The 12255-nt window shown below is 67.3% G+C and carries 12 protein-coding genes; 7 read left to right on the top strand and 5 right to left on the bottom strand.

Going from position 1 to position 12255, the window contains the following annotated elements:
• Positions 1–46: 46 nt before the first annotated feature.
• Positions 47–475 (bottom strand): succinate dehydrogenase, cytochrome b556 subunit, encoded by a 429-nt coding sequence (gene sdhC, locus MCHUDSM44219_RS16480; protein ID WP_082162247.1) that lies wholly within the window; start codon positions 473–475, stop codon positions 47–49.
• Between the two features lie 217 nt (positions 476–692).
• Here sdhC and MCHUDSM44219_RS16475 point away from each other — a divergent pair, with 217 nt between their 5' ends.
• Genes MCHUDSM44219_RS16475 through MCHUDSM44219_RS16465 form a run of 3 tightly spaced genes read left to right on the top strand, consistent with a single transcriptional unit; the run spans position 693 to position 3500 of the window.
• A complete protein-coding gene (locus MCHUDSM44219_RS16475) occupies positions 693–1109 on the top strand; it encodes a cytidine deaminase (protein ID WP_048419448.1) in 417 nt (138 codons plus the stop codon).
• Positions 1106–2401 (top strand): thymidine phosphorylase, encoded by a 1296-nt coding sequence (locus tag MCHUDSM44219_RS16470; RefSeq protein WP_048419338.1) that lies wholly within the window; start codon positions 1106–1108, stop codon positions 2399–2401. Before MCHUDSM44219_RS16475 ends, MCHUDSM44219_RS16470 begins: the two co-directional genes overlap by 4 nt.
• A 10-nt stretch (positions 2402–2411) precedes the next feature.
• The gene (locus MCHUDSM44219_RS16465; RefSeq protein ID WP_048419337.1) at positions 2412–3500 is read left to right on the top strand and encodes an adenosine deaminase; all 1089 of its coding nucleotides are present in this window, start codon (positions 2412–2414) and stop codon (positions 3498–3500) included.
• A 48-nt stretch (positions 3501–3548) separates the two neighbouring features.
• Here the strand turns inward: MCHUDSM44219_RS16465 and satS are convergent, their stop codons facing one another.
• A complete protein-coding gene (satS, locus tag MCHUDSM44219_RS16460) occupies positions 3549–4799 on the bottom strand; it encodes a protein export chaperone SatS (RefSeq protein WP_048419336.1) in 1251 nt (416 codons plus the stop codon).
• Positions 4800–4896: 97 nt separating this feature from the next.
• Between satS and MCHUDSM44219_RS16455 the strand changes: the two genes are divergently transcribed.
• Positions 4897–6735, top strand: a complete 1839-nt coding sequence (locus tag MCHUDSM44219_RS16455) for an AMP-dependent synthetase/ligase (protein WP_048419335.1) — start codon at positions 4897–4899, stop codon at positions 6733–6735.
• Positions 6736–6748: 13 nt separating this feature from the next.
• Here MCHUDSM44219_RS16455 and MCHUDSM44219_RS16450 read toward each other — a convergent pair whose 3' ends face one another.
• Together MCHUDSM44219_RS16450 and MCHUDSM44219_RS16445 are read right to left on the bottom strand one after the other, a co-directional pair.
• Positions 6749–6934 (bottom strand): hypothetical protein, encoded by a 186-nt coding sequence (locus MCHUDSM44219_RS16450; protein WP_048419334.1) that lies wholly within the window; start codon positions 6932–6934, stop codon positions 6749–6751.
• Position 6935: 1 nt separating this feature from the next.
• Positions 6936–7259 carry a hypothetical protein gene (locus tag MCHUDSM44219_RS16445; RefSeq protein WP_048419333.1) on the bottom strand — a complete coding sequence of 108 codons (324 nt, stop codon included), beginning with the start codon at positions 7257–7259 and terminating at the stop codon, positions 6936–6938.
• Positions 7260–7500: 241 nt separating this feature from the next.
• On the opposite strand from MCHUDSM44219_RS16445, the gene MCHUDSM44219_RS16440 reads away from it, so the two are divergent.
• The 3 genes from MCHUDSM44219_RS16440 (at position 7501) to MCHUDSM44219_RS16430 (ending at position 11690) form a co-directional block, all read left to right on the top strand.
• Positions 7501–8310, top strand: coding sequence for a lysophospholipid acyltransferase family protein (locus MCHUDSM44219_RS16440; RefSeq protein WP_048419332.1), 810 nt, complete (start codon positions 7501–7503; stop codon positions 8308–8310).
• A complete protein-coding gene (locus MCHUDSM44219_RS16435; RefSeq protein ID WP_236695489.1) occupies positions 8310–10520 on the top strand; it encodes a glycogen debranching protein in 2211 nt (736 codons plus the stop codon). Before MCHUDSM44219_RS16440 ends, MCHUDSM44219_RS16435 begins: the two co-directional genes overlap by 1 nt.
• A 294-nt stretch (positions 10521–10814) precedes the next feature.
• Complete coding sequence (locus MCHUDSM44219_RS16430) at positions 10815–11690, top strand: LLM class F420-dependent oxidoreductase (RefSeq protein ID WP_048419330.1); 876 nt, start codon at positions 10815–10817, stop codon at positions 11688–11690.
• A gap of 6 nt (positions 11691–11696) precedes the next feature.
• On the opposite strand, the gene MCHUDSM44219_RS16425 is transcribed toward MCHUDSM44219_RS16430, so the two are convergent.
• Positions 11697–12255: C40 family peptidase (locus MCHUDSM44219_RS16425; protein WP_048419329.1), on the bottom strand; the 559-nt coding region annotated here is incomplete at its 5' end.

Raw genomic sequence — 12255 nt, 5'->3', positions numbered from 1 at the left:
CTGTCGGAGATGTGGTCGTAGGGGTTCTCGCCCCGGACGGTCGCGGTCACAGGAAACGCTCCACCATGTGCATGCCGATCACGGCAACGGTCGGGATGATGATCGCCAGGAAGACGCCCGCCACCACCCACAGCATCGTGCGCTGGTGGCGCGGCCCCTCGGACCAGAAGTCGATCAGGATCACCCGCACGCCGTTGAGCGCGTGGAAGAGCACCGCCACCACCAGGCCGATCTCCATCAGGCCGATGATCGGAGTCTTGTAGGTGTCGATGATCTGGTTGTAGGCCTCCGGACTGACCCGCACCAGGGCGGTGTCGGTCACGTGGACGAACATGAAAAAGAAGATCGAGGCGCCGGTGATCCGGTGCAGAACCCACGACCACATCGCGGGATCCCCGCGGTACAGGGTGCGCCGGCGCGACGGCTGCGAGCGCGGTGCGGCTATGCCGGACTCTGATGATGTCGCCGTACTCATGTGTCCCTCCAACGCCATCGGTGGACGCCCGGAGACTTGCCCGTGGACAAGGATCTCCAACCTCGGGGCGACTCTAATCTCCTTTGTACTGTCGAACGAACTAGCGTGTGGGCGTATGCCCACGTCCAGCGGCCGAAATTAGGGTGTCCTATCTGATACTGCCGGTTCGGAATCGATGGGTTCGGAATGGATTCAGAACCGGCCGAAAGGGCCTGACGTGACCATCGAAATCAACTGGGATGCGTTGCGCCGCAACGCCATCGAGGTATCCAAGCATGCCTACGCGCCCTACTCGCGGTTTCGGGTCGGAGCGGCCGCGCTGGCCGACGATTACCGAATAGTGACCGGATGCAATGTGGAAAATGTCTCATATGGCCTGGGTCTCTGTGCGGAGTGCGCAGTGGTCTGCGCCCTGGTCTCCGGAGGCGGCGGACGGCTGGTCGCGCTGTCGTGTGTGGGGCCCGACGGGGAGCTGCTGATGCCGTGTGGCCGGTGCCGCCAGGTGCTGTTCGAGCACGGGGGAGCGGCCATGCTCATCGACCACCCCTCGGGACCCCGGCCGCTGGGGGAGCTGCTGCCCGACGCGTTCGGACCCGACGATCTGGCCCGTGCGGCGGGCGAGGAAACACCGTGACCCCGAACACCTTCGGCGCGCATCTGGACGCTCCGTCGGTCATCCGGACCAAGCGCGACGGCGGGACGCTGTCCGACGCGGCGATCGACTGGGTGATCGACGCCTACACCCACGACCGGGTGACCGACGGTCAGATGGCGGCGCTGCTGATGGCGATCTTCCTGCGCGGGATGTCCGGGCACGAGATCGCGCGCTGGACCGCCGCGATGGTGGCGTCGGGGGAGCGGTTCGACTTCTCCGACGTCGGTCGCCCGACCGTGGACAAACACTCCACCGGCGGGGTCGGGGACAAGATCACCATCCCGCTGGTGCCGGTCGTGATGGCCTGCGGGGGTGCGGTTCCGCAGGCTGCCGGACGCGGCCTGGGCCACACCGGGGGCACCCTCGACAAGCTCGAGTCCATCGCGGGCTTCACCGCCGAGATCACGAAAACCCAGATCCGCCAACAACTCCGCGAGACCGGGGCGGCCATCTTCGCCGCCGGCGAGCTGGCTCCCGCGGACCGCAAGATCTACGCGCTGCGCGACGTCACCGGCACCACCGAATCGCTGCCGCTGATCGCGAGCTCGGTGATGAGCAAGAAGATCGCGGAGGGCGCCGCGGCGCTGGTGCTCGACACCAAGGTGGGCTCGGGGGCGTTCCTCGCCACCGAGGCCGAGTCCCGCGAGCTGGCCCGCACGATGGTCGACCTCGGCCGCGAGCACGGGCTGACGACCCGGGCGCTGCTGACCGACATGGAGGTGCCGCTCGGACGGACGGTCGGCAACGCGGTCGAGGTCGCCGAGTCGCTCGACGTGCTGGCCGGCGGCGGCCCGGACGACGTCGTCGAGCTGACGGTCGCGCTGGCGCGGGAGATGTGCGACGCGGCCGGCCTGGACGCCGTCGACCCGGCGCAGACCTTGCGCGACGGCTCGGCGATGGACCGGTTCCGCGCGCTGATCGCCGCCCAGGGCGGCGACCTCGAGGCGCCGTTGCCGATCGGTGCCCACAGTGAGACCGTCACGGCGCCCCGCGGTGGCACGATGGGAGACATCGACGCAATGGCCGTGGGACTGGCGGTGTGGCGGCTCGGGGCGGGCCGCTCGGCCCCGGGTGAGCGCGTGCAGTTCGGCGCCGGGATGCGCATCCACCGCAGGCCGGGTGAACCCGTCGCCGCCGGTGAGGCGCTCTTCACGCTCTACACCGACACCCCGGAGCGCTTCGCCTCCGCACTGTCCGAACTCGACGGCGCCTGGAGCGTGGGTGACCAGGCGCCCCCGACGCGGCCGCTGATTATCGACCGGATCACGTGAGGAGAGCCAGATGACGACACCGTTGACGCTGCAGACCATCCGGCAGGCGCCCAAGGCGCTGCTGCACGACCACCTCGACGGGGGGCTGCGTCCGGAGACGGTGCTCGACCTGGCTGAGGAGTACGGCTACGACCAGCTGCCCGCCCACGACGTCGACGCGCTCGCGACGTTCTTCCGCACCGCCGCGCACAGCGGCTCGCTGGTTCGCTACCTCGAGCCGTTCGCTCACACCGTCGGCGTCATGCAGACCCCCGACGCCCTGCACCGGGTGGCGTTGGAATGCGTCGAGGACCTGGCCCGCGACAACGTCGTCTACGCCGAGATCCGGTTCGCTCCCGAACTGCACATCGACGGGGGACTGTCGCTGGACGCCGTCGTCGACGCGGTGCTGGCCGGGTTCGCCGACGGGGAGAAGGCGGCCGCGGCGCAGGGCCACACGATCGTGGTGCGGTGCCTGGTCACGGCGATGCGCCACGCCGCACGCTCGCGCGAGATCGCGGCGCTGGCCATCCGGTTCCGCGACAAGGGTGTGGTGGGCTTCGACATCGCCGGCGCCGAGGCGGGCTACCCGCCCACCCGGCACCTCGACGCGTTCGAGTACATGCGCAGCAACAACGCGCGCTTCACCATCCACGCCGGCGAGGCGTTCGGGCTGCCGTCCATCCACGAGGCGATCGCGTTCTGCGGCGCCGACCGGCTCGGCCACGGCGTCCGCATCGTCGACGACATCACCGTCGACGAGGACGGCGCCGCGCAACTGGGCAGGCTGGCGTCGCTGCTGCGGGACAAGCGCATCCCGTTCGAGATGTGCCCGAGCTCGAACGTGCAGACCGGCGCGGTGGGCAGCATCGCCGAGCATCCGTTCGACCGGCTGGCCCGGCTGCGGTTCCGGGTCACCGTCAACACCGACAACCGGCTGATGAGTGACACCACGATGAGCCTGGAGATGCTGCGGTTGGTGGAGGCGTTCGGCTACGGGTGGAGCGATCTCGAGCGGTTCACGATCAACGCGATGAAGTCGGCGTTCATCGCCTTCGACGAGCGGCTGGCGATCATCGATGAGGTCATCAAACCCCGCTACGCCGTCCTCATCGGTTAACGATTTCGGCGTCGTTGGTCAACGTCAGCGCGACCAACGACGCCCAAATCACTCGGACCGCAGACGGGATTCGACGAACCGCTCCAGCGACTCCCACTGGGTGACGGCCTCGGCGTAGGGCGCGTTCGGCCGTGACACCGACGCCGGGTCCAGCGAGTAGGAGATCAGCCGGCCCAGCGCGGTGTTCTTGTCGAGCTTGGCCGCCACGTTGGTGTCGTCGGCGTAGTCGGCGATGTCGCGCAGCAGCTCGACCGCTAGCTCGAGCTGGTCGTGATCGAGTGCGTCGGGGCCCTCGGCGAGGTCGTCGACGATCCCGGACAGCACGTAGATGTTGTCGTCGGTGACCTCGACGCGCAGCGAGCCGTCGGTGGCGGCGGTGCGGATGTCGTCGTAGGTGGCCAGGTCGGACAGGTCGTGGTCGTGCTCGTCGGCGAGATAGCGCGCCAGCGCCCGCTCGGAGCCGAAGACGCTGATGCGCCCGTTGCGGCCCAGGAAGATGGGCCGGTCGTCGAGGTAACAGCGCAGCGTGAAGAAGGTGCCGCCGCTGGTCATGATGCGGACCGGGTCGATGCCGACGCGCGCCCAGAAGTCCTCGTCGCTGCCGAGCACCTTGGTCTCGGCGACCGCGGTCAGCTCGTCGGCCTCCTCCTCGGTGTCGACGATGTCGTCGATCACCACGTCGTCCTCGTCGATCTCGGGGGCCGGCGCGTCGAGTTCTTCCTGTGCCTTCTGGACGGCTGCGGCGTCGACCTCGGGCTTGGTGATGATCTCGTCGAGCGCCTCGATCACGGGGTCCCACCCGCGGTTGATGATCTTCTCGATCTCGGCCCACCGCTTGCGCCCGGCGCGGCCGGCGTAGGCCTCGGCTCCGCCGCCGACGGTGCCGAGCACCGGGTTGCCGTTGAAGAACTTCGTGACGGCGGGCATCTCGCACACCGACCCGATCGACGACACGACCGCCAGGGCGCGGTGCAGCGTGCGCACACTGTCGTCGGTCGGCTTGTTCGACAGGATCTCCTCGAAGCCGGCGAGGTCGTAGGAGTGCTCCTCTGCGGGCGTCAGCGAATGCGCGTTGGCCTCGGTCAGCTTCTCCCACGCGGGGTGGTCGACGAGGTCGTTGTCGGTGCTGGTCCGGACGAACGCCGCCAGGTCCGCGACCGTGTCGAAGACATAGAGGTCCTCGTCCTTACCGAGGAACGCCTCCCATTCGTCGCCGTCGGCGCGCCACCGCGGCGCCCACAGGGTGTACACGTCGCCCTTGGTCAAGCTCAGCCCGATCGGCACGATGTCTGCAGCCATGCGGCACAGCCTAACGACACGCCCTGGAGCGCAGCCCCATCAGATCGGTGTCTTTGTCCTCTACAGCACCACGAAGCGTCGTACCTACGTTCAAGACGTGGCAAGGCCGAGCACAGCCGACATCGGCACGATCTGCGACCAGGCGCCGTCCGTCGCACACCTGTTCCGCGACCGCGTCGCGGCCACCCCGCATGCCGAGGCGTTCCGGTTCCCCGGCAACGGCGGCTGGACGACCGTCACGTGGCAGCAGGTGGGGGATCGCGTCCGGTCCATCGCGGCCGGGTTGGTCGCCTTGGGCGTGGCCCCCGAGGATCGGGTCGCGCTGGCCTCGTCGACGCGCTACGACTGGGTGCTGGTCGACTTCGCGGTGCTGTGTGCCGGTGCCGCCACCACCACCGTCTATCCGACGACCAATGCCCGCGATGTCGCGTTCATCGTCGCCAACTCGGGAAGTCGCGTCGTGGTCGCCGAAGACCAGACACAGGTCGACAAGCTGCTCGAGCACCGCGCGGAGTTGCCCGACGTGCGCAAGGTCGTGATCATCGACGGCCCCATCAATCGGCAGGGCGACGGCGACTTCGTGATCACGCTCGACGAACTCGAGGCACTCGGTGGGCGACTGCTCGCCGAGTCTGCCGACGTCATCGAGCAGAGGGTGAACGCCATCCGGCCCGACCACCTGGCCAGCATCATCTACACCTCGGGAACCACCGGCCGTCCCAAAGGGGTGCGCCTTCCTCACCGCGCGTGGACGTACACCGCCGCGGCCATCGACGACCTGGGCCTCCTGAGCGCCGACGACCTGAACTTCCTGTGGTTGCCGTTGGCCCACGCGTTCGGCAAGGTGATGCTCGCGCTGCCGCTGATCGTCGGCTTCCCGACGGCGATCGACGGTCGGGTCGACAGGATCGTGGACAACCTCGCGACCGTGCACCCGACGTTCATGGCCGCCGCGCCCAGGATCTTCGAGAAGGCACACGCCCGGATCCAGAACATGATCACCGACGAAGGCGGGATCAAGAAGCGCATCTTCGACTGGGCGATCGGCGTGGGAGTCCAGGCGTCGAAGGCCAGGGAGGAACGCCGGAGCCTGTCGCCGATGCTGGCGGTGCAGCACGCGCTCGCCGACCGGTTGGTGTTCTCGACGATCCGGCAGCGATTCGGCGGCCGGTTGAGGTTCTTCGTCTCGGCCGCGGCGCCGCTGAACCACGACATCGCGCAGTGGTTCGACGCGGTCGGCATCATCGTGCTCGAGGGCTACGGCCTCACCGAGACGGCGGCGGCATCGTTCATCAACCGGCCCAACGCTTATCGCTTCGGCACCGTCGGACTGCCCTTTCCCGGCACGGAAGCCAGGATCGCCGATGACGGCGAGATCCTGCTGCGCAGTCCGGGTGTGATGACCGGTTATCACGATCTGCCGGCCGCCACCGCCGAAGCGCTCGATGCGGATGGCTGGTTCTGCACCGGTGACGTCGGAGCACTCGACGACGACGGCTTCCTGCGTATCACCGACCGGAAGAAGGACCTGTTCAAGACATCTCAGGGGAAGTACGTGGCGCCGTCGGCGGTTGCGGCGGCGTTCAAGGCCGTGTGCCCGTACGTCAGCGAGATGATCGTGGACGGCGAGGAGCGGCCCTACTGTGTGGCGCTGGTGAGTCTGGACAGCGAGGCGATCGCCGACTGGGCGGCCAGGAACGGTCTGGGCGACCTGTCCTTCGCTGACATCGCGCGGCACGACGCGACGCGGGAGTTGATCGCCGGGTATGTCGACAGTCTCAACGAGCAACTCAACCGGTGGGAGCAGATCAAGCGTTTCGCGATCCTCGATCGCGAACTGTCGATCGCCGCAGGCGATCTCACGCCGAGTCTGAAAGCGAAGCGCAACGTCATCGTGAAGAACTCCGCCGACGTCATCGCACGTCTCTACGACTGAGCCGCGCGGACAGTCAGTTCGCTGTGATCGGAGGCTGTGGTGCCTTGTCGGACTCGGCCGAGACGACCAGCGCGTAAGCCTGCGCCAAATGCAGCACCCCATCCGTTGACTGGCTCTTCGGCGCGGCACTGGCGATGGCCTTCAGGAGCGCCGCGGCGACCTGGTCGGCCAGTTCGGCCAGCTCGGTGCGATCAGCCATGTCAGCTGTGCGAGTCGTCGGATTTGCGCAGCGATCGATCTGCGCTGTGGACGACGCTGCGCAGGAACTCGTACTGCGTGGTGACGAGTCGGTCGGCCATGTCCAGGGCCGCGTCGATCACGGTTTCGCGCCGCGCCGGGTGATCCTCCTTGGCGGGAAGCGCTTCGTCGACGGTATCGACGAACTTGCGCACCGCCTCGATTGCGGCCCGCTGGCCGGCTTCGACCGATCTGAGCACGTCGTCGGACAAACCAGCCGCGCGCTCGGCCACCGTGTGGGCGGTCGCGGCGGCGTCGGACTTGTTCTTTGAGGTGGTTTCAGTCATGGCGCCCTCCTGAGATCGGAATCGTTGGATCACTTGATAATCGGCCCGGCGGGTGGCCGGAGCTAGAGTCTTTGGGCACCGGTTGGCGTGACCCTCGCGGATCTCATTCGAAGCGCGACAGCGAACATTCGCCTCCGGTCGCGGAGGCGGCGTAACATCAGCCCGTCGGGCAGACCCGCAGAGTGCCACTGTGCACGGGGCCACGGCGGTCACGGCGGGAACATGATGACGGGGTGAGCCGATGGCTGACTCGACTTCGGCGGTCGCGAAGTGGGACGGGGATCTGACCCGCCGCGTCGTGGATCTGACCCGCCTGATTGTCAAGACGTACTTCCGCTCTCAGGTCATGGGTTTGGAGAACATACCGGCCGGACCGTCCCTGGTGGTGGCGAACCACTCCGGCGGGATCGTCACCTTCGACCTGTCGGTGATCGCGGTCGACTACTACATGGCGTTCGGATACGACCGGCCGCTCTACGTCCTCGCGCACGACAACTTCTTCCGCGGACCGGTTGCCGACTTCTTCGAGCGGACCGGTGTCATCCGAGCGACGCCCGAGCACGCCGCCGAGGCACTCGCGACCGGGGCCCCGGTGTTGGTCTTTCCCGGCGGTGATTACGACGTCTACCGCCCGACCCTGCGCGAGAACGTCATCGACTTCGGCGGAAGGACCGGCTATGTGACCACCGCGATCGAGGCCGGCGTTCCCATCGTTCCCGCGGTGTCCATCGGCGGTCAGGAGAACCAGTTCTACCTCACCAGGGGGACGTGGCTGGCGCGTGCGCTGCGGCTGACAGCCCTGGAGCGCAAGCTCTTTCGGACGAATATCCTGCCTGTCACCGTCGGATTCCCGTTCGGCCTCAGCGTGGTACTTCCGATCAACATTCCGCTCCCCACCAAAATCGTCACGCAGGTGTTGCCCCCGATCGACATCGAGGCGCGCTTCGGGGAGAACCCGAACGTGGGCGAGGTCGACGAGTATGTCAGGGCCGCGATGCAAGCGGGCCTCGACGGACTCGCAGCACGGCGTCGCTTTCCGATCCTGGGATGATGGGGGGCGGTGTTTCGCGGCAGCGGCATCCCGGATGCCGCTCACCACGTGCCGCATCACCTGTTCGAGATCGCCAAGGTGAGTTTCGTCTGGGTCGCCACTGGCGGCCCGACTCGGTCCACAATGAAGCGATGGATCGAAGTGCGGCCGCGGGCCGCGCGTATCCTTTGGGTGCCCGTCGGATCGACGGCGGCACCAACTTCTCGGTGTGGTCGCGCACCAAGGGGGCGCTCGAACTGCTGCTGTTCGACGACGTGGACGACGCGCGGCCGGAGCGCGTGATACGCCTCGACCGCATGCGGAACCGGACCGCCTACTACTGGCACGTGTTCGTGCCCGACGTCGGGCAGGGCCAGGTCTACGCGTGGCGCGTCGGAGACTCCTCGGCCATCCTCCTTGATCCGTACGGCCTCGCGGTGGCGGTGCCGGCGGCCTACGACCGGATGGCTGAGGCGCGCGCGGATCGCGATACGCGTACGGCGATGAAGAGCGTCGTGTGCGATCTGTCTGGCTACGATTGGGAAGGAGATGTCCCCTTGGGGCGGCCGTTCGCGCGCACCGTCATCTACGAACTTCACGTCCGGGGCTTCACCGCCCACCCGAACAGCGGGCTCGGGCCTGAGCTGGCCGGTACCTACGCCGGGCTGGTGACCAAGATTCCCTACCTGCGCTCGTTGGGCATCACGGCGGTGGAGTTGATGCCGGTTCTGGCTTTCGATCCGCAGGACGCACCCGCGGGTCTGGTCAACTACTGGGGCTACAGCCCGGTGTCGTTTTTCGCCCCACATGCCGCATACGCCTCGACCGGTGATCCGGTAGACGCCTTGAACGAGTTCCGGACCATGGTCAAGGAACTGCACCGAGCCGGCATCGAGGTGATCCTGGACGTGGTGTTCAACCACACGGCCGAGGACGGCCCCGACGGTCCCACGTTCTGCTGGCGCGGGCTGGACAACGAGACCTATTACATCCTCGATCCGGTGAACCCCGCGAGGTACCTGGACTTCACCGGGTGCGGAAACACCATCAATGCCAACAACTCTGTGGTGCGACGCATGATCGTCGACGCGGTGCATCACTGGGTGGACCAGATGCATGTGGACGGCTTTCGGTTCGACCTCGCCTCGGCTATGACGCGCGACGAGCGCGGCGCTCCCATGGCCGATCCACCCATCATCTGGGAGATCGAGAGTGACCCCGTGCTGGCCGGCACGAAGGTGATCGCGGAGGCCTGGGACGTCGCGGGGCTTTACCAACTCGGGTCTTTCGTCGGCGATCGCTGGCGGGAGTGGAACGGCAAGTTTCGTGACGACCTCCGCAGGTTCGTGCGCGGTGACCGAGGCACCGTGGCGCTGCTTCCCAACAGGCTGCTCGGCAGTCCGGACCTGTTCGGCAGTCGCCCCGCCGAGGTCGAGCACAGCATCAACTTCGTCGCCTGCCACGACGGTTTCACCCTCAACGACCTCGTCTGCTATGCCCGAAAACACAACGAGGCCAACCTTTCCGGCAACACCGACGGTACTGACGAGAACTACTCCGTCAATTGCGGCGTTGAGGGTCCCTCCGATGATCCCGAGATCGAGCGTCTCCGGACGCGGTTGGTCAAGAATCTGCTCGGTATCACGCTGATTGCCATGGGTGTGCCGATGATCGTCATGGGTGACGAGGTTCGTCGAACCCAGCTGGGAAACAACAATCCGTACTGCCAGGACAACGAGATGACCTGGTTCGACTGGTCATTGCCGGATCGGCACGCCGACGTCCGCCGATTCACGGAGAAGCTGATCGACGTGCGGCTCGAACTCGACATGACGCAGGTGATGCACGGGCTGCCGTTGCGGGAGTTCCTGACCCGATCGTTGGTGCAGTTCCACGGCTGTCGCCTCTATCAACCCGACTGGTCAGACGATTCCCACACACTGGCGCTCACCGTCCGGAGCGTCATCGGTACGCGGATGGTGCATGCGATGCTCAACAGTTCCGAAGCGCCGGTGGATTTCGAGTTGCCAGATGTGGCCGAACCAGACCTGCCGTGGCGCCGCATCGTCGACACCGCGCTCGACCCACCCGACGACGTCGCAGATCTCGCTAGCGCACAACCCATCCCGGGTACGACGTACCGCGTGGGCGCACACGCGGTGGTCTTTCTGTGTGCCGATCTGCACGACGACTCTGGCGGAAGCCGAGGGCCTTCTGCACGAATCCCCTGAGGGGCTCTAGGGGTCGAAGAACAGCTGCTTGTAGTGCAGGCGCGTGGTTTGATGCCGTCCTCGCGGACGGTGCGGCACACGTCACCGTGATCACTTCACGGGCGTGTGTGCATACGGGAGAGGTCCAGCTGCGGGATGAGGGGAACTACACCAGCTTCGTCGGCCGCGAAGCGGAAATCCGCGACGTGCGCCAGCTCTTGGCCGACAGCCGACTTGTGACGCTCACCGTAGTCGTTAACGTATCGCAACCCGATCGTCGCTCGGCTGGATGAGCAGTGCTGCCACGATCAGCATGTGGTCAGTCTCGGTCTACACGGTCTGGGCATCGGCGCAGGAGCTTCCCGACCTGTGATCGATGCGGTCGCTGCGGCTGCCGAACGATCGGGCTTCGCGACGTTGTGGATCGGCGAGCACGTTGTCATGGTCGATGAGCCGTCCTCGATATATCCCTACGATGCCGACGGCCGGATGGCGGTCCCGGCGGACGCCGACTGGCTGGATCCCCTGATCGCGTTGAGCTTCGCGGCGGCTGCCACCAACCGGATCGGGCTGGCGACGGGTGTGCTGCTGCTGCCCGAACACAACCCGGTCATCACCGCCAAGCGGGCGGCCTCCCTGGATAGCCTCAGCGGCGGTCGGCGGTTCTCGCTGGGCATCGGGGTCGGCTGGTCACGCGAGGAGTTCGACGCGCTGGGAGTGCCGTTCGCGCGGCGCGCCCGGCGCACCGAAGAGTATGTGGCGGCCATGCGCACGCTGTGGCGCGATGACGTGTCGACCTTCACTGGCGAGTTCGTCTCCTTCGACCGTGTGCGCGTCAATCCCAAGCCGGTGCGGCGCTGGATCCCGGTGATCTGTGGCGGCAACTCCGACGAGGCCCTGCGGCGCGTAGCCGAGTGGGGAGACGGGTGGTACGGCTTCAACCTCGCCGATGTGGAGGAGGTCGCCGAGCGGGTGTCGGTGTTGCGCAGGATGTGTCGCGAGGCCGGCCGCGATTTCGGCGACCTGAAGGTGTCGGTCTCCCTGAAGGAGTCGGCCCCCGCGAACCTCATGAAGCTGGACGACATCGGCGTCGACGAGCTGGTCGTGGTAGCGGGGCCGCCCTATGACCCGATCGCCGCGGAACTCTGGGTCGACCAGTTGGCCCGCCAGTACGCGGGCGGTTGCCGGTAGGGGCACCTACGCGGTCGGCCGCCAGAACCCCTGGAACCCCTGACTCAGGTTCGTCGTCCTGATCGGCGAGAGCTTGACCGGGTCACCGGCCTCGATCATCGTGCCGTCGCCCACGATCATCGCGACGTGGCCGTCCCACACCGCGAGGTCGCCGGGCAGCAGCGACCCGGGCGCCACGGCCGCGCCGATGTCCTGCTCCTGGGCCAACCGCGGCAAGGTCAGCCCCGCCTCGCGGTACGCCCACTGCGTCAGACCGCTGCAGTCCAGGCCCTGGCCCGGCGTCGTCCCGCCCCACTGATACGGCACGCCGAGTTGGGTCAGGGCATGCCGCACCGCGCTGGCGGCCACCGCGTTCGGCGCCATCACCACGGTCCCGTCGGGCAGCCGCACCGCGACCCCGTCGCCGAACGCCGCCGCCTCGGGCGTGTCCATCGGTGTGTCGGCGGACGTCAACGCGACCGGATCCGCGCCGAAGCCACCCCCGGGGGCGGCGCCGAACCCACCAGTGGATCCACCGCCGACGAGCCGCCGAGCCGCCCGCCCGGTACCGAGCTTCAGACGTGGG

The organism is Mycolicibacterium chubuense (genome assembly GCF_001044255.1).
Lineage (GTDB): Bacteria > Actinomycetota > Actinomycetes > Mycobacteriales > Mycobacteriaceae > Mycobacterium > Mycobacterium chubuense.
Note: the sequence above shows the minus strand (reverse complement) of the source record. Positions and strands in the feature narration are given on the sequence as shown.